The organism is Methylosinus sp. RM1 (assembly GCF_011378635.1).
Lineage (GTDB): Bacteria > Pseudomonadota > Alphaproteobacteria > Rhizobiales > Beijerinckiaceae > Methylosinus > Methylosinus sporium.
Window position 1 is genome coordinate 19637 of the sequence record NZ_WOVC01000028.1, and the last position, 16527, is coordinate 36163.

Annotated in this window: 15 protein-coding genes; 5 read left to right on the forward strand and 10 right to left on the reverse strand. The window is 64.5% G+C overall.

What is annotated here, in order from left to right; translation table 11 throughout:
- The first annotated feature begins 42 nt into the window (after positions 1 to 42).
- Both FMZ75_RS16320 and FMZ75_RS16325 read left to right on the forward strand, forming a co-directional pair.
- Positions 43 to 486: a CBS domain-containing protein gene (locus tag FMZ75_RS16320; protein ID WP_108918038.1), complete on the forward strand. Its 444-nt coding sequence runs from the start codon at positions 43 to 45 to the stop codon at positions 484 to 486.
- Positions 462 to 773, forward strand: a complete 312-nt coding sequence (locus FMZ75_RS16325; protein ID WP_108918017.1) for a DUF3175 domain-containing protein — start codon at positions 462 to 464, stop codon at positions 771 to 773. Before FMZ75_RS16320 ends, FMZ75_RS16325 begins: the two co-directional genes overlap by 25 nt.
- Positions 774 to 785: 12 nt before the next feature.
- Here FMZ75_RS16325 and FMZ75_RS16330 read toward each other — a convergent pair whose 3' ends face one another.
- The 6 genes from FMZ75_RS16330 to rnr all read right to left on the reverse strand — a co-directional run bounded on the left by FMZ75_RS16330 (position 786) and on the right by rnr (position 6824).
- The gene (locus FMZ75_RS16330) at positions 786 to 1220 is read right to left on the reverse strand and encodes an HIT family protein (protein WP_166144242.1); all 435 of its coding nucleotides are present in this window, start codon (positions 1218 to 1220) and stop codon (positions 786 to 788) included.
- Between the two features lie 255 nt (positions 1221 to 1475).
- Positions 1476 to 2345, reverse strand: a complete 870-nt coding sequence (locus FMZ75_RS16335) for a prephenate dehydratase (protein ID WP_166144244.1) — start codon at positions 2343 to 2345, stop codon at positions 1476 to 1478.
- Entirely contained in the window at positions 2342 to 3088 is a 747-nt protein-coding gene (locus FMZ75_RS16340; protein ID WP_166144246.1) for a 3-deoxy-manno-octulosonate cytidylyltransferase, read from the reverse strand. The genes FMZ75_RS16335 and FMZ75_RS16340 overlap by 4 nt, the downstream gene beginning before the upstream one ends.
- On the reverse strand, positions 3085 to 3492 hold the full coding sequence (locus tag FMZ75_RS16345; RefSeq protein WP_142864466.1) for a hypothetical protein: 408 nt from the start codon (positions 3490 to 3492) through the stop codon (positions 3085 to 3087). Before FMZ75_RS16345 ends, FMZ75_RS16340 begins: the two co-directional genes overlap by 4 nt.
- Positions 3493 to 4144: 652 nt before the next feature.
- Positions 4145 to 4312: a 50S ribosomal protein L33 gene (rpmG, locus tag FMZ75_RS16350; protein ID WP_108918013.1), complete on the reverse strand. Its 168-nt coding sequence runs from the start codon at positions 4310 to 4312 to the stop codon at positions 4145 to 4147.
- Positions 4313 to 4514: 202 nt separating this feature from the next.
- Positions 4515 to 6824, reverse strand: coding sequence for a ribonuclease R (gene rnr, locus FMZ75_RS16355; RefSeq protein ID WP_166144248.1), 2310 nt, complete (start codon positions 6822 to 6824; stop codon positions 4515 to 4517).
- Positions 6825 to 7060: 236 nt separating this feature from the next.
- Here rnr and FMZ75_RS16360 point away from each other — a divergent pair, with 236 nt between their 5' ends.
- Positions 7061 to 8809, forward strand: a complete 1749-nt coding sequence (locus FMZ75_RS16360) for a pilus assembly protein (RefSeq protein ID WP_255461825.1) — start codon at positions 7061 to 7063, stop codon at positions 8807 to 8809.
- Positions 8810 to 8816: 7 nt separating this feature from the next.
- Here FMZ75_RS16360 and FMZ75_RS16365 read toward each other — a convergent pair whose 3' ends face one another.
- The 3 genes from FMZ75_RS16365 to topA form a co-directional block, all read right to left on the reverse strand.
- The gene (locus tag FMZ75_RS16365) at positions 8817 to 9473 is read right to left on the reverse strand and encodes an RloB family protein (protein ID WP_142863458.1); all 657 of its coding nucleotides are present in this window, start codon (positions 9471 to 9473) and stop codon (positions 8817 to 8819) included.
- A 3-nt stretch (positions 9474 to 9476) separates the two neighbouring features.
- On the reverse strand, positions 9477 to 10835 hold the full coding sequence (locus FMZ75_RS16370; protein WP_166144252.1) for an ATP/GTP-binding protein: 1359 nt from the start codon (positions 10833 to 10835) through the stop codon (positions 9477 to 9479).
- Between the two features lie 123 nt (positions 10836 to 10958).
- Positions 10959 to 13874 carry a type I DNA topoisomerase gene (gene topA, locus FMZ75_RS16375; RefSeq protein WP_166144254.1) on the reverse strand — a complete coding sequence of 972 codons (2916 nt, stop codon included), beginning with the start codon at positions 13872 to 13874 and terminating at the stop codon, positions 10959 to 10961.
- Between the two features lie 307 nt (positions 13875 to 14181).
- On the opposite strand from topA, the gene FMZ75_RS16380 reads away from it, so the two are divergent.
- Together FMZ75_RS16380 and FMZ75_RS16385 are read left to right on the forward strand one after the other, a co-directional pair.
- Positions 14182 to 15252 carry a hypothetical protein gene (locus FMZ75_RS16380; RefSeq protein WP_166144256.1) on the forward strand — a complete coding sequence of 357 codons (1071 nt, stop codon included), beginning with the start codon at positions 14182 to 14184 and terminating at the stop codon, positions 15250 to 15252.
- 144 nt (positions 15253 to 15396) lie between these two features.
- Entirely contained in the window at positions 15397 to 16116 is a 720-nt protein-coding gene (locus FMZ75_RS16385) for a DUF1013 domain-containing protein (RefSeq protein WP_166144258.1), read from the forward strand.
- Between the two features lie 239 nt (positions 16117 to 16355).
- Here FMZ75_RS16385 and FMZ75_RS16390 read toward each other — a convergent pair whose 3' ends face one another.
- Positions 16356 to 16526 (reverse strand): hypothetical protein, encoded by a 171-nt coding sequence (locus FMZ75_RS16390; protein WP_166144260.1) that lies wholly within the window; start codon positions 16524 to 16526, stop codon positions 16356 to 16358.
- Between the last annotated feature and the right edge of the window lies 1 nt (position 16527).

Below are 16527 nucleotides of genomic sequence, written 5' to 3' on the forward strand. Positions count from 1 at the left end.
GCCGGCCCCGCAAGTTTTCCAAGGCAAACACGGAGTCGAATGATGAAGATCAAGGACATCATGACGCGCGAGGTCTGTCTCGTCGAGCCCGATCAGACGATCTGCGACGCGGCCAAACGCATGGCCGATCTCGACATCGGCCTGTTGCCGGTCGGCGAGAACGATCGTCTCGTCGGCATGATCAGCGATCGCGACATCGCCTTGCGCGCCATCGCGGCCGGCAAGGGCGCGGAGACGAAGATTCGCGACGTCATGACCAGAGACGTTCGCTATTGCTATGAGGATCACGACGTCGAGGATGTCGCGCAGAACATGGCCGAGCAGCAGCTGCGCCGGTTGCCCGTGCTCGATCGCGGCAAGCGCCTCGTCGGCATCGTCTCGCTCGCCGATCTCGCGATGGATCGCGACGCCGGCCTCAGCGGCGCGACATTGCGCGGCGTTTCCCAGCCCGGCGGTCACCATTGCCAGAGCGCGCGCGCCGCCTGAGCGGCGAGAAAAGCAAATCCGCCTATTGGTCGGCCGAGGTCGGGCGCAAGAGCAATGCGCTGGACCTCGAGCCCGACGTATTCACGCAGGACGATCCCCGCGCCATAGCGCGCTCGCTGAAGCGCTCGGCGGAAAACAGCGAGCGTCGCAAGAGCGCGCCCTTTCGCTCCGCAATGTCCATGCTGACCTTCTACATCAATCGCGCCGGACGCGGTCTGCCGGCGGAGCGCCGCCGCATTTTGGAGAGGGCCAAGACAGAGCTGCGGAAAATATTCGGGCGCGCTTGAAGCGGGCGACGCTCAGCCCACAAACGGGCCGAGCGCGGCTCTGATCTTCTCCGCCTGCGCCTTCAGCTTCTCGCCATCGGCCATGGTTCCCGGCGGCCGCAGCGCGACGCCCTCGAAGCGCGGCAGAATATGGAAATGGAGGTGAAAGATCACCTGTCCGCCGGCGCTCTCATTGAACTGCTGCAGGGTGAGGCCGTCGGCGCCGAAGGCGTCCTTGGCCGCCTTGGCGACATGCTGAACGCGGGGAATGAGCGCTGCGAGCGCGGCCGGGTCGATGTCCAGGAGATTGCGCGCCGGAACCTTGGGGATCACCAGCACATGGCCCTCGGCGCGCGGCATGATGTCCATGATCGCCAGCGCCACATCGTCCTCATAGACCTTATGCGCCGGAATCTCCCCGCGCAGGATTTTGGCGAACACATTGTCATTGTCATAGGCTGCGGCCATGGGGCTTCTCCCGTCTGAAACCAGCGAAATCGGGCGGAACGACAGAGACGTATGAAAGATCGCGTTTCCACCTCCCCCCTCCAGGGTGAGGTCGAGCGCCGAATGCGCTCGGGAGGGGGACTTCCCGAATCTCGGACCCCGTCCGGCCATAGGGCGTTCTATAAAGAACGCCCGTCGCAAGCGCCGGGCTATTCGCCGGCCGACCCTCTCCCCTGAAGGGGAGGGTGATGCGCGCCGTCGATCGTGCGTCCGAAACTAATCGCCATATTCGAAGCTACGCTTGTTCTCCTGGCGGAAGCGATGCGCCGGATAGACGCCGATGATCTCCAGCTCCTTGGAGAAGAAGCGCAATTCGTCGAGCGCGCGGGCGAGCGGCGGCTCGTCTGGATGGCCGTCGACATCGGCGAGGAAACGCGTCGCCGCGAATTCGCCGTCGACCATATAGCTCTCGAGCTTGGTCATGTTCACGCCATTGGTGGCGAAGCCGCCGAGCGCCTTGTAGAGCGCCGCCGGCACGTTGCGCACGCGGAAGACGAAGCTCGTCATCGTCGGGCCATTGCCCGCCGCCGCCCATCTCGACGTCTTCGACAGCACGACGAAGCGCGTCGTGTTATGCGCGGCGTCCTCGACATTCTCGGCGAGAATGTCGAGACCATATATGTCCGCTGCGAGGCGCGGCGCGAGGGCGGCTTTGCTCGTGTCGTTCCACTCGGCGACTTCCCGCGCGGCGCCGGCGGTGTCGCCGGCCGTATGGGCGGTGAGGCCGAGCGCGCGGATGATCTTGCGGCACTGGCCGAGCGCGTGCACATGGCTGTAGACGCCGCGCAACGTCTCGCGCGTCGCGCCGCGTGGCGCCATCAGCTGAAAATGGATCGGCAGAAAATATTCGCCGATGATGTAGAGTCCAGCGTTGGGCAGGAAATGATGAATATCCGCCACGCGGCCGGCGATCGAATTCTCGATCGGGATCATGCCCAGCGCCGCGACGCCTTCGGTCACCGCCGCGAAAGCGTCCTCGAAGCTGGCGCAGGGCAGGGGTTCGTGATCAGGATAGGCGTCCCGGCAGGCGATGTCGGAATTGGCGCCGGGCTCGCCCTGATAGGCGATTTTCGGCCGCTCGCTCATCGACGGCTCCGTTCGTCTTTGTCCTGCGCCGCGCGCAGGCGTTGAAGGTCGGCGCTGGTATCCACCCCGCGGGCGGCTTTGTCCAGAATCATGGCGTCGATGCGCATTCCGGCCTCGAGCGCGCGCAGCTGCTCCAGCCGCTCGCGAAGCTCGAGCGCGGAGGGCGGCAGGGCGGCGAAGCGCGCCAAAGCCGTGCGGCGAAAGGCGTAGACGCCGATATGATGGTAATCCGGCCCATCGTCGTATGGCGCCGGAGCGCGGGTGAAATAGAGCGCCCGCATCCGACGCGGCGCGATCTCGGCGCCGATCAGCTTGACGGAATTGGGGTCGTCGCGCTCGCCCGGCGCGGCCGGCGCGGCGAGCGTCGCGATATCCACCTCGGGGTCCGCGAGCGGCTCCAGCGCGGTCGCCAGCGTATCCGGGGCGATGTTCGGCTGGTCGCCCTGAAGATTGACGATGATGTCATGCTCGCCGGCCGGATCGAGGCCGGCGACCGCCTCGCCGACGCGGTCGCTGCCGCAGGCGTGATCGCCGCTCGTCATCGCCACGCGCCCGCCGGCCGCTGCGACGATCGCCGCGATCTCGGGAGAATCGGTCGCCACCGCGACCGGGCCGATCGCGGCGGCGAGGGCCTTTTCCAGCACATGCAGGATCATCGGCCGCCCCGCTATGGGCGCCAGCGCCTTGCCGGGAAGGCGCGAGGAGCCCATTCGGGCGGGGATCACGACGAGCGGGCGGCTCAATAGGCGATCTGGTCTTCGCCGACCCAGCCCTTGTCGGATCGCACGAAATGCAGCGTGCCCTCGGCTTTCAGCACTTCGCCCTTCTGGAAGCTCTGGCTTTGCGCGAGACCGAGATAGGCGCAGCGTCCGCGTGCGCGCTCATTCGCGCATTCGGCCTCATAGGCCTCCGGGAACTGCACCTCGGCCTCGTACAAGAACTCATAGGCCTCGGCGTTCGGCGTTTTCAGCGCGCGGCCGTCGATTTTCTTGAAGGAGATCAGCTTGCCATTGACGCCTTGCTTGGAAAGCAGATTGCGCAGCACTTTGGCGCCGACGGCGTCATTGGGCTCGCGGCCGCCGCTGCAGGCGGCGAGCGCCAGCGCCACCGCGCCGATGAGCGCCAATCCGAGACCACGAAACTTCATCGATTTTCCTCCCACGCCGCTGACGGCCAAACCCGATCGGCGGCCCCCGGCCGGCTGGGTTTGCCACAAAGCTCGGTCCCGAGCAAAGGCGTCGTGGACAAGCGCCCGCAGAGCGCGCTCACTTCCGCGGAGGCGTCATCACAAGCCACTGTTTTTGACTTAGTATCTGGAAAGTTGTAGAAAATTTTGCCAGATGGTTGCATTTTTATGCAGCTGAGCTAACCTCAGCCATGCCAAAACGTGATGCGCGTCAGGCAGCGTCGGGGGGCAAAGAAGAATAAGAACCCAAGGCGTGCTTTTGCGTTGGATGCGTATCGGCAGACAACTTCGAATACCCTGCGGAGTGCTCAGGTCCGCCGCATCTCCTGGGTCCGTGGGGTTGGCCGGCTGGCGTTGGTTGGAGTGGCCTCCTTAAAGCCAGCGCCAGTCGGCCGCCTTCGTTTCGGGAGAAACGAAGGCGGCCGCAGCCGGTGGGCGTGACGATCGAGGAACAATCTTCTCTCCGCCTGAAACGAAACGAGCCCGGAACGGAGAAATCCGTTTCCGGGCTCGTTTCGTTTCAGTATCACTTAGAGCTTCGGGCGTCTTCGAGCTTCGAAGCCGCGATAGCGGCGCCGTCGGCGGCGGAAGAGGCGGGCTGGCCCGCCTCGCCTCACTTGATCTTGGTTTCCTTGAACTCGACATGCTTGCGCACGACGGGATCGTATTTCTTGAACACGAGCTTCTCGGTCTTGGTGCGGGCGTTCTTCTTCGTCACATAGAAGGAGCCCGTGTCGGCCGTCGACAGAAGCTTGATCTTGATCATGGCGGATTTGGCCATTGCCGTCAGTCCTGAACTTGTGAGGGGACATTCTCGCTCCGGTCCCGATCCTCACGAACCCGGCGGCGCATTGGCCGGCACCATAAGGACGCGGGCGCCTTTGTCAAGGCGGGCGGCGGCGCGCGATCTCGCAGAAATCGCCGATATAGGGTCGTTTCGGGCGGAAATGGCGTTCGTTCGGCGTCCGAACGTCGGCGAGCGCTCATTTGCGTCGCTTCTGCTTCGCCCGCTCGACGCGGCCGCGTCCCGAGAGCCGGCCGCTTTTCATCGGCGCCGCCCTGCTGCGGGAGCCGCTCGCCACCTCGAAGCGCAGGGCGCCGGCGATCGGCGTCGCCTCGACGAGCCGCGCCTCTATGATGTCTCCTAAGCGAAAGCTCTCGCCCGAGCCGCTGGTCAGCGCATGGCCGGCCTCGTCATAGCGGAAATATTCGCGCCCCAGCGTCGCAGCCGGAATGAATCCGTCCGCGCCCGTATCGAGCAGCCGCACGAAGAGTCCGGCGCGCGTCACGCCGGAAATGCGTGCCGGAAAGCGCGCGCCGATCTGCTCGGCGAGATGGGCGGCGATCAGCCGATCGATTGTCTCGCGCTCGGCCGCCATGGCGCGCCGCTCGGCGCCGGAGATGCGCGCGGCGATTTCCGCCAGCTCGCCGGCCGAGATTTCGGGCATGGCGCCGGGGCCGAAGCCCAGCGCGCGAATGAGCGCGCGATGCACGACGAGATCGGCGTAGCGGCGGATGGGCGAGGTGAAATGCGCGTAGCGGCGGAGATTGAGGCCGAAATGGCCGTAATTCTCATGCGTATATTCGGCCTGCGCCTGCGTGCGCAGGATGATCTCATTGACGATATTCTCATGCTCCTTGCCACGCACGCGCGCGAGGATGACATTGAAATGCGAGGGCCGCAGCACTTGGCCCTTGGCGAGCTTCACGCCGATCGTCGCGAGAAATTCCGAGAGCGCCGCCACCTTCTCGCGCGAGGGCTCGTCATGGGCGCGATAGATGAGCTGCTGACGATTTTCCTCGAGAACTTCCGCCGCCGCCACATTGGCGAGGATCATGAATTCCTCGATCAAGCGGTGCGTCGAGAGGCGCGGCGGCACGACGATTCGATCGACCGTGCCGTCGGCCTTCAGCAGAATTTTGCGCTCGGGTAGCTCCAGCTCCAGCGGCGCGCGCAATTCGCGCGCCTGATCCGCCGATTTATAGGCGCGAAACAGCGGCTCCAGCACGCGCTCCATCAGCGGCGCGCAAATCTCGTCCGGGCGTCCGTCGAGCGCCTCCTGCGCCTGCGCATAATTGAGCTTGGCCTTGGAGCGCATCATCACGCGATGAAAGGTGTGGCCGAGCTTATGGCCTTTCTCGCTGATGCGCATTCGCACCGCGAGCGCCGGCCGATCCTCGTGTGGCTTCAGCGAGCAGAGGTCGTTGGAGATGCGCTCGGGCAGCATGGGCACGACGCGATCGGGAAAATAGACCGAATTGCCGCGCTCCAGCGCATCCTTGTCGAGCGCCGAATGCGGGCGGACGTAATAAGCGACATCGGCGATGGCTACGGTGACGATGTGCCCGCCGGGATTGTCGGGCGCCGTGTCCGGCTCGGCGAAGACGGCGTCGTCATGGTCCTTGGCGTCGGGCGGATCGATGGTGACGAGCGGCAGCTCGCGCCAATCCTCGCGATGCGCCTCGAGCCGCGCGGGCAGAGCGGCGGCGGCCTCGGCGACCGCCTCGGCGCGGAACTCGTCGGGAACGCCATGCACGCGCAGAGCGATCATGCTGATCGCCTTCTCGGTGGCGAGCGAGCCGAGCGTCTCGCGCACGCGGGCGCGTGGCGCGCCGAGCCGCGTCTTGCCGATGAGATCGACGGAGACGAGATCGCCGTCCTTGGCCTCGCCGCGATCCTCCGCCGCGATGACCATCTCGCGGCCGGCCTGCTTCTTCTCGACGGGCTCTATGTGCGCCACGCCATTGGCGGCGACGCGCAGCACGCCGACGATGCGCGCCCGCGCCTTGGAGAGGAGCTTCACCACACGCCCGGCGTAGGGCGGATCATTCGGGCCGGCGTCACGATCCGGCTCGGCGCGCACCAGAGCGCGGTCGCCGACGCCGGGCAGCGGCTCGCCGGGCTTGGGTCTGCGCGGCGCGGAGATGCGGATACGCGGCGGCGCGCCGAGCTCGTCGGAATCCCATTCGGCCGGCGCGGCGATCAGCTCGCCATCCTGGTCGCGACCCGTGATGTCGGCCAGCACGACAGCGGGCAGGACGCCCGGACGCGCGAGCCTTTTGCCGCGCCTCTCGATCGCGCCCTCGGCTTCGAGCTCGGCCAAAATGCGCTTCAATCCGATTCGATCGGCGCCTTTGACGCCGAACGCGCGTGCGATCTCACGCTTGCCGATCTTTCCCGTATTGCCGGCGCGGCTCATCGCCTCGCGTTCGCGCGCGATGAAGGCGAGAATTTCCTCGCGTGCGGGAAGGACGGGGGCGGGCGAGGCGAACTCGCGTGTTTTTCTGGTCAAAGTCGGTCTCGAAGGTCGCGGAATCGTCCCGGCGGTCGGCGCTGGGACGTCGATATATACACCGTGCGACGCCGAAGCGCGCGGCCCGGCGCCGAGGGGGCGAATAGGCTCCGTTTACGCTTTCTCGAGGTTACCGGAGGTCAACCGTAATTGTCCGGATCGGTTTAGAACCGAAAGAGAAATTTGCCGTAAGCGTAGGCGGTCCGATTTTCACGAACATCGAGAGCCCCTACATGATGCGGCCTGTGGCGAATAAGGAACGATCTGCTCGTTCCTTCGCACGAGACAAAGCAGGAAACGTCGGAATCATATTCGGCTTGAGCTTCGTGCCGGTCGTCATGATGATCGGCGCCGGCGTCGATTATGGCCGCATAGCCGCCGCGCGCGGCTCGTTGCAGCAGGCGGCGGACACAGCCGTGCTCGCGGTCGCCAAGGGCATCGTCGGCACGACGACCGATCAGCAGGCGCGCAGCCAGGCCCAGGTCTATCTCTCGACCAATTATCGCAACGCCACGGCGACGGTGACGTCGGCGGCCATCGCCGCCGATCGGCTCTCGCTCTGTGTCACGGCGCAGGCGCAGGTCGCGACCGCCATCATGAAGATCGCCGGGACGACGTCCATGTCCACCCAGGTGACGGCCTGCGCGGCGCTGCAGGGCGGCATCAGCCCGAATGACACTTATGAGATCGCGCTGGTGCTCGACAATTCCGGCTCGATGACCCGCAGCACGGGCGGCGTGACGAAGCTCAAGGCCCTGCGGACCGCCGCGAAGAGCTTCGTGGGCACCATGTTCACCAAGGCGCCGGGACGGGTGAAGTTCGCGGTGACGCCTTTCGCGGGCGGCGTCGTCGCTGTCGATCCCACCGTCTCGACCAATCGTTCGGCCTCCTGGATCGATCTCGAGGGCGCCAATTCTCAGCATTGGGTCGCCTTCGGCGGCAAGACGGCGGCGACCGCCGCCGGCTTCACGAACCGTTTCGACATTTTCAGCAAGCTCGCGAGCAGCAGGTCCTCGCTGGATTGGCGCGGCTGCTTCGAAGAGCCGATCTATCCCTATAATGTGCAGGATATGACGATCTCTTCGACGAACGCCGAGACCTTGTTCGTCCCCTATCTCGCGCCCGACGAGCCGGATAGCAACGGCTACGGCAACAGCTATCTCGACGACAACGACGCCGAGTACGGGGGGTGGAGTTGGGACTGGGGCGGCGGGAGCGCGTCCTCGACCTGCGGCGATACGGCGAGCAGCGAATGGGGCCGGCTCACCCATATTTGCAAATACAACACCAGCTCGTCGATCGGCGGCTCCTTCGGCCCCGAGAGCTTTTTCGGGCCGAATCAGTTCTGCCCGGACAATGCGACGCAATCGGTTCTGCAGCTCACTTCGACGCAGACCACGGTCGAAAACAAGATCGACAAGCTCGCCGCCAATGGCAACACCAATCTCCATGTCGGCTTCATGTGGGGTTGGCGGACGATCTCGCCGGTCGGTCCCTTCGCTCGAGGCAAGGCCTATAGCGCCACCGGCAATCACAAGGTCATCGTGTTCATGACCGACGGCTTCAACAATTGGGGAACGCAAACCCGCACCGTGGTCGGGTCCGACTACGAGTCGCTCGGCTATTACACCTACAACGGCTCCGCCAATGCGCGGCTTCCAGACGGCTCGGCGGGCGACGGCGTCAATTACCGATCGGCGCTCACGGCCTCGGCCGGAAGCAAGACGAGCTATCTGTCGACATCGCGCAGCGCCGAGGACGATCTGACGCTGGAGGCCTGCAAGGCGGCCAAAGCGGCAGGGGTGGAGATTTTCACCATCGGCTTCTCGATCTCGAGCGATCCGATCGACGATCAGGGCCTGACGCTCTTGAAGAATTGCGCGACCAACAAGGATCACTATTTCGCGGCGACCGACGCGGAGAGCCTCAACCTCGCCTTCTCGACGATCGGCACGGGGCTCGGCTCGCTGCGGCTGACGCAGTGAGGGGAGATCAGCGCTTCGGCCTGTGAAGCGCTGCCGCCTCGCGGATCGCGGCCGTCAATTCGCCGGCGGTGGTGGACGGGCGCCCGAATGGCGCCCGTTCTTTTTCGCGGCTTTGAAGCTGCGTTTTGGCGCGCGTCTCGGCGGTTTCGACGCGATGAACCATTTCCTCGAAATCGCAGGTCTTCGCGCCATTCGAGTCATATTCTGGACGCAGGCGCTCGAGATGCGCGCAGACCGCGTGACGGTCTGCGGGGCTGTGAAATTCCTGCTCGTGTAGGATCAGCCACACCTCGAAGCAAGGGTTCGAGCGGCAGATGCCGACGCCCGTCGAGACGCATAGCGCGACCGCTTCGTCGAAGCGCGGATGTTCGTCGACGTCGAAGGCCGCCCAGACTTGATCGCCTTCCTCGAACGAGTTTTTCGGCTTGCGCCGGCTTCGCTTCGACAGCCCCTCGTCGATTGCGCGCGCGACGGCGCGCTCCGCCACGGTCATGGGCACGCCGGCTTGTATCGTCTCGACCTTTATCAGCGCATTCCGATAATGGCGCTCCAGCGCGCGGAAATAGGCGGGCTCTGTCTTCTTGCCCTCGCAATAGATGATGATTCGACGCTTCGGCTGGCGCTTGGCCTTCTCGCGCGCGAGGTCCCAGCGGTCGCGCGCCATGGATCAGCGCGTCTTCAGCAGATCGGCGGCGGCGCCGGCGAAGGGAATGGCGCCATAACGGCCTTGCAGATAGCCCTTCTCGAGATTGTCGCCCTTGCGGGTTTCTATGTCGGTCAGCGGATAGAGATGCGTCGCGCCGGTCTCGTCCTTCTCGGTGAACCAGACTTGATCGCGCCGAAGGGCAGGGGCGTTCAGCAGATTGGTGTCGTGAGTCGTCACGATGAGCTGAGCGCCTTTGGGGTTTGTTTCCTTGGACGCAAAAAGGGAGAGGATGAGTTCGGAGGCGCGTGTGTGCACGCGGCTGCCGAATTCGTCGATGATTATAAAATGGCCCTTGTCCAAAGCTCGGAAAACCGGGCCTAGGATTGACAAGAGTTGTACAGTGCCACTGCTTTCGTCTTCAATTTCAAGGAACACGGTTGTGCCATTTATCGCTCGGTGGCCCAATTGCACCATGTCATCATCAAATATCGACCTCTGTGTTAGATCTTTTATATCAAAAAGTGATTTTTGGCTTGAATCAGTCATATTAGAAATAGCTGATCGATATCGAAATATCGACTTTTCACGCTTATTTGATTGTGATTTATTTATATTTTTTATAGTAGTGTATACGTGGAAATATGTCTTATCTTGTACCAGATCATCCTTGACTGTGCGCAGGGTTTCAATTCCGGAATCGATTTTTGAAAGCAGGGCTATCACTTTCTGATCGACGCCGCTCTCTGCAACATCGTAAGACACTTGACGCGCGTTCTTAACATCTGCGGAATCAACTTGAAAATTTGAAAAAAAATCGACGACATCACTCAACTCCTCGTGATTATTCTGCGCCGCCGCCGACAAAAAAAGACTATTCGGCCGCGTCAAATCCTCGATGACCTTGTTCCGCCCCTTCAAGCTGCGCCCGAATTTGAACTCCTGCCGCTCGCGCTCGAAGAGTAGCGTCACCGGCCCGCCGCGCCAGACATGAAGCGATTCCTGCATGAATTCATTTCCCAACGCCTCGAAGCGATAGGCGTAGCGTGCGCCGTTCCAGACGAAATCAATGGCGAAGACGCTCGGTTTCGTCGCATAGGCCGGGTCGAGCAGAAAGGGTTTCAGTGGGATGGGCGCGCCGGGCTCGCCCTGGCGGTGCGAGTTGCGCACCAGCAACTGCATATGCGCCAGCGCCCGCACGAGATTGCTTTTGCCGGAAGCGTTGGCGCCATAGATCACGGCCGAGGGCAGGATTTTTTCCGAGCGCAGCGCAGGCGTGTCGATGAGGCCGCCGGGCTCGTCCTTGAGCGAGGAGGCGATCATCGACAATTGCTGCTCGTCGCGGATCGAGCCGAAATTGGCGACGGAAAAACGCAGCAGCATCGGATTGCCCTTCAGCTATTGCGCGGTCTATAGGCGATTTTCGTCGACATTCCGTGAATATGACGTCTCGAACGCATGGAGGCAACGTCGAAAGGCGCGAAATTCTCGTTTCGCGCCTCCCGCTCACTTCCCCGAGGCGGCCTTTTTCGTGGGCTTCTTGGCCGGAGCCTTGGCGGCGGCCGCTTTTTTCGCCGGCTTCGAATCCTCGAAGGGAACCTCGTCGCTCTCTTCAATGTCCTTCTTGGCGGCGGGTTTTTTCGCCGGGGCCTTGGAGGCGGGCGCTTTGGCCTTGGCGGCGGGGGCCTTTTTGGCCGGCGCCTTCTTGGCCTTCACCGGACCGCCCTTCTCCTCGATCAGACGGATCGCCTCTTCCAGCGTCACATCTTCCGGGCTCATATTCTTCGGCAGAGTGGCGTTGACCTTGCCGAGATTCACATAAGGGCCATAGCGGCCGTCGCGCAGCGTGATCGCGCCGCCCTGCGGATGCTCGCCGAGCACGCGGCCGCCGCCCGAGGGCGCGCCGCTCGCCTTGGCTGCCAAAAGATCGACCGCCTGCTGCACCGTCAGGCTCTCGGGATCGGTTCCCTTGGGAAGGGTGGCGTTGACCTTGCCCCAATTCACATAGGGGCCGAAGCGCCCGCTCTTCACCGAGATGGCGCCGCCCTGCGGATGGTCGCCGAGCGCGCGGCCGGGGTCGGAGGCGCGGCCGAAGCGCGAGCCGCCGCCGCCGCTCTCCTTGGTGACGATGAGATCGATGGCGCGATTGCCGCCGATCGTCAGAATATCGTCGTCGCGGCCGATATTGGCGTAGGTCTTCCCGTGCTGGACATAAGGACCGAAGCGGCCGATGCCGGCGACGATCGGCTCGCCGCTCTCTGGATGCTTGGCCACCTCGCGCGGCAGCGAGAGCAGCCGAATCGCCTGCTCGAGGGTCAGCTCGTCGGACTTTATGCTCTTGGGGATGGAGGAGCGCTTGGGCTTCTCGCCCTCCTCGGTCGCCTCGCCCTCCTGCACATAGTCGCCGAAGCGGCCGCCGCGCAGAGTGATCTCGGCGCCGCTCTCCGGGTCCTGGCCCAGCACCTTCACGCCTGGCCGCGCGCCCTCGGCGGCCTCGCCGGTTGGCGGCGAGAGCGTGCGGGTGAAGCGGCATTCGGGATAGTTCGAGCAGCCGATGAAGGCGCCGTATTTGCCGAGCTTCAGCGACAATTGGCCGGCGCTGCAGGCCGGGCAGGCGCGCGCATCGGAGCCGTCGGGCTTGGCCGGGAAAATATGCGGCCCGAGCAGATCGTTGAGGCTGTCGAGCACCTGAGTGGTGCGCAGCTCCTTGGTGCCGTCGACGGCGCCCGAGAAATCGGCCCAGAAGTCGCGCAGCACCTCTTTCCAGTCGATCTCATTGTTGGAGACCTTGTCGAGCTTCTCCTCGAGATCGGCGGTGAAGTCGAACTCCACATAGCGGGTGAAGAAGCTCTCCAGAAAGGCCGTCACGATGCGGCCCTTGTCCTCCGGCACGAGGCGCTTCTTGTCGAGACGCACATAGTCGCGCTCGCGCAGCACGGCCAGAGTCGAGGCGTAGGTGGAGGGGCGGCCGATGCCGAGCTCCTCCATGCGCTTGACCAGAGTGGCCTCCGTGTAGCGCGGCGGCGGCTCGGTGAAATGCTGGCTGGCCTCGATCTTCTCGCGCGTCGCCGGCTCGCCGGCGGCCATCGCCGGCAGGCGGCCGCCATCCTCGTCCTGATCGTCGTCGCGGCCTTCCTGATAGAGCTCGAGGAAGCCCGAGAAGCGAACGACCTGGCCGGAGGCGCGCAGCTCGAGGCTCCGCTTGCCGACGAGGGCGTCGATATCGACAGTGGTGCGCTCCAGCTCGGCGGATTCCATCTGGCTGGCGATGGTGCGGGTCCAGATCAGCTCATAGAGCTTGGCCTGCTCCGGCTCCAAATGCTTGGCGACATGCTTGGGCAGGCGGGAGAGCTCGGTCGGGCGGATCGCCTCATGCGCTTCCTGGGCGTTCTTGGCCTTCACCGTATATTTGCGCGGAACCTTGGGCACGAAGCGCTCGCCATATTCTGAAGCGATCACATTGCGTGCCGAGGCGATCGCCTCCGGCGCCATGTCGACGCCGTCGGTTCGCATATAGGTGATGAGGCCGGCGGTCTCGCCGCCTATATCGACGCCCTCATAGAGCCGCTGCGCGATGCGCATGGTCTGCGCCGGCGCGAGGCCGAGCTTGCGCGAGGCTTCCTGCTGCAGCGTCGATGTGGTGAAGGGCGCGTAGGGGTGCCGTTTGACCGGCTTCGCCTCCACCGAGCGAATTGTGAAGGCGGCGCTCTCCAGCGCCTTTTTGAAATCCTCGGCCTCCTGGCCGGAACCGATGTCGAGGCGGGTGATCTTCTTGCCGTCGGCGCCCGAGAGGCGGGCGGTGAAGGGCTCGCCGGCCTTGGTTTTCAGATGCGCGACCAGCGACCAATATTCGCGGGTGACGAATTTCTCGATCTCCAGCTCGCGGTCGCAGACGAGGCGCAGCGCCACCGACTGCACGCGGCCGGCCGAGCGCGCGCCCGGTAATTTGCGCCACAGCACCGGGGAAAGGGTGAAGCCGACGAGATAATCCAGCGCGCGGCGGGCGAGATAAGCGTCGACCAGCGCCTGGTCGATCTCGCGCGGATGCGCCATCGCGTGCTTGATCGCGTCCTTGGTGACGGCGTTGAAGACGACGCGCTCGACGCGCTTGCCGCCGAGCGCCTTCTTCTTCTTCAATATGTCGAGCAAATGCCAGGAGATGGCCTCGCCCTCGCGATCCGGGTCGGTGGCCAGAATGACCGTGTCGGCGCTCTTCACGGCGTCCGCTATGGCGGAAATGCGCTTGGCCGATTTGGCGTCGCTCTCCCATTTCATCGCGAAATCTTCGGCTGGATCGACGGAGCCGTCCTTGGGAGGCAGGTCGCGCACATGGCCGTAGCAGGCGATCACATTGAAATCGCGGCCGAGATATTTGTTGATCGTCTGGGCCTTGGCGGCCGATTCGACGATGACGACATTCATCGAGCAGTCCTTCAGAAATCCGGTCGCGGGCGGCTCGCCGCTTGGCTTCGCCGGGGAGCCCGGCCCGCGTCGGGGCGCGAACATGGGCAAAAGGGGGGCGTCCTGTCAAATTGGGGCTGAGACGGCCATCCGGCTCTCCCTCCCGGCGGAGACGTGGGCTCCAGAATGCGGAAACGCACATTTTTGTCCCTTTCTAGGCGCTATGCAGGGGCGAATGCGGGGCGGAGCGGCTATAGTCGGGCGCGAGATGGCGCGGCCGAGGTCGTGTCCGGCCCCGAATGATTTTCTTGGACGGAAAGAATTCGCCATGGCCCGATCGAAATTCACCACCGACGATCTCGGCGCGGCGCTGGAGGCCGGCGTCATAGACGCCGACGCCCATCGGCGGCTCGCGCATTTCCTCGTCGAGCGCGGAAGCGCAGGGGAGGGGGCGCCGCGCTTCGACGTCGTCAATGTGCTCTGGTATATGGGCGCGCTCATCGTCATGGGCGCGATGAGCCTGTTCAGCACCACCGCCTTCGGCCTCTGGGGGCCGCGCGCGCTGATGATCACCTCGCTGGCCTATGGCGTCGGCTTCGCCGCCGCGGGCGGCTGGCTGTGGCGGCGGCGCGGGCTGCGCACGCCCGCCGGCCTGCTGGTGACATGCGCCGTCTCCATGGCGCCGCTCTTCGTCTTCGCGCTCCAGCTTCTCGGCGGTCATGATCCGACCGAATCCGTCCCCTATCACGACTTTTATGTCTGGGTGCGCGCGAGCTGGCTGCCGATGGAGCTGGGGACGATCGCCGCGGCGGTGCTGGCGCTGGCGTTTTTTCCCTTTCCTTTCCTCACCATGATAATCGCCTTCGCGCTGTGGTTCATGTCGATGGATCTGACGCCCTGGCTGGTCGGCAAGGAGGCCTTCACCTTCGAGCAGCGCGCCAATGTGAGCCTCGCTTTCGGCGCGCTCGTCATCGCCGCCGCCTGGCTCGTCGATCTGAAGCGCTGGCGCGGCGGAGACTTCGCCTTTTGGCTGCATCTTTCCGGGCTTTTCGCCTTTTGGGGCGGGCTGACCGCGCAGCACAGCGGCGACGAGATCGGCAAGGCGCTCTATTGCGCGATCAATCTCGGCCTTCTGCTGCTGTCGCTCGTGCTGATGCGCCGCGCCTACGCCGTCTTCGGCGCCTTTGGCGTGACGCTCTATCTCGGCCATCTGGCGTCCGAGGTGTTCAAGGACTCGATTCTCTTTCCCTTCGCCCTCTCGGGCATAGGAGTCGCCGTCATCGCCGCCGGCCTGCTGTTTCATCGCCACGGGCCGCGGCTCGGCGCGGCGATCGGCGCCGCTCTGCCCGAATTTGTGAGGGGATTGCGGCCCGCCCATGCGCGGGAAGGCGCTCGATGACGCGAGGCCGGCATCGGCGATTGCGCTTCGCCGGCGGCCAGTCTATATGGAGGTCATCCCCCGCATGGTAATCCGTAAAAATCGCGGCTTCGGCCCCGCGGCGCGGGATCGGCTTATCTCGCGCATCTGAAGGAGAATCGATCGATGAGCACCGCTCCGCTCATGCCCAAGGCGACCGCCGTCTGGCTCGTCGAGAACACGTCGCTCGCCTTCGACCAGATCGCCGATTTCTGCAAGCTGCACCCGCTCGAGGTGAAGGGAATCGCCGATGGCGAGGTCGCCGCCGGCATTCGCGGGCTCGATCCGATCACGTCCGGCCAGCTCTCCCGCGAGGAGATCGGCCGCGGCGAGCGCGACCCGGCCCATCGGCTGTCGCTGTCCGTCTCCAAGGTCAAGGTGCCCGAGGTCAAGCGCCAGCGCGGGCCGCGCTACACGCCGCTGTCGCGCCGTCAGGATCGGCCCAACGCCATTCTCTGGCTGGTGCGCAACCATCCCGAGCTGAAGGACGCGCAGGTCATGCGCCTCGTCGGCACCACCAAGAGCACGCTGAAGGCGGTGCGCGAGCGCACCCATTGGAATTCCGCGGCGCTCGCGCCGATGGACCCGGTGACATTGGGCCTCTGCTCGCAGATCGATCTCGATTTCGAGGTCAATCGCGCCGCCAAGGATCGTCCCGCCGCGCTCGAGGAGCAGGGCCAGACGCTGCAGCCGGCCGAGATCACCACTGCGCCTCATCACGAGCCGACGACGACCGAGGATGTGTTCGGCAAGCGCCCGGCCGCGCCTCCGGTCGAGGAGGAAGATCAGTTCGACGCCGACCGTGTGTTCGGCCGGCTCAAGACTCTCGACTTCGACGACGATTGAGCCGAGGGGGCGCGACAATCTGGCGCATTTACCGCAGGCCGCGCTCTGTGGTTATTTGCGCCTAGGTTCCGCCGCATCAGACCCGCAGTTGCGAATCAGTGGCGAGCGGCTCGAGGCAGGGCATAAAGTAACGCCAGCGACAGGCGGTCGCCGGCGTTACATTCGGACGTTGGCCGGGATCCGTGGACAGGGGTTCCGACTCGGGCGTCCATGGGGGGAGAGGTCGAGCGGTTCGCGGCTTATTTGAAGTAGAAGCCGAGGATGCCGCCGGCGAGAGCGCCGACTACGGCTGCGGAAAGCGTATTCGCGACGCCGCCGAGACCAGCAGCGCCGAGGCCGCCGAGCAGAAGGGCGCCGACGCCCGCGAAAATATAGACGGTGGTGTTGAGTTCGAATTCTTTTTCAGCCATT

Bases quoted from the DNA above. Each gene is read 5' to 3' on its own strand.
- FMZ75_RS16320 (WP_108918038.1), top strand. From the start codon at position 43: ATGAAGATCAAGGACATCATGACGCGCGAGGTCTGTCTCGTCGAGCCC.
- FMZ75_RS16330 (WP_166144242.1), bottom strand. From the start codon at position 1,220: ATGGCCGCAGCCTATGACAATGACAATGTGTTCGCCAAAATCCTGCGC.
- FMZ75_RS16335 (WP_166144244.1), bottom strand. From the start codon at position 2,345: ATGAGCGAGCGGCCGAAAATCGCCTATCAGGGCGAGCCCGGCGCCAAT.
- FMZ75_RS16345 (WP_142864466.1), bottom strand. From the start codon at position 3,492: ATGAAGTTTCGTGGTCTCGGATTGGCGCTCATCGGCGCGGTGGCGCTG.
- rpmG (WP_108918013.1), bottom strand. From the start codon at position 4,312: ATGGCCAAATCCGCCATGATCAAGATCAAGCTTCTGTCGACGGCCGAC.
- FMZ75_RS16360 (WP_255461825.1), top strand. From the start codon at position 7,061: ATGCGGCCTGTGGCGAATAAGGAACGATCTGCTCGTTCCTTCGCACGA.
- FMZ75_RS16365 (WP_142863458.1), bottom strand. From the start codon at position 9,473: ATGGCGCGCGACCGCTGGGACCTCGCGCGCGAGAAGGCCAAGCGCCAG.
- FMZ75_RS16370 (WP_166144252.1), bottom strand. From the start codon at position 10,835: ATGCTGCTGCGTTTTTCCGTCGCCAATTTCGGCTCGATCCGCGACGAG.
- topA (WP_166144254.1), bottom strand. From the start codon at position 13,874: ATGAATGTCGTCATCGTCGAATCGGCCGCCAAGGCCCAGACGATCAAC.
- FMZ75_RS16380 (WP_166144256.1), top strand. From the start codon at position 14,182: ATGGCCCGATCGAAATTCACCACCGACGATCTCGGCGCGGCGCTGGAG.
- FMZ75_RS16385 (WP_166144258.1), top strand. From the start codon at position 15,397: ATGAGCACCGCTCCGCTCATGCCCAAGGCGACCGCCGTCTGGCTCGTC.
- FMZ75_RS16390 (WP_166144260.1), bottom strand. From the start codon at position 16,526: ATGGCTGAAAAAGAATTCGAACTCAACACCACCGTCTATATTTTCGCG.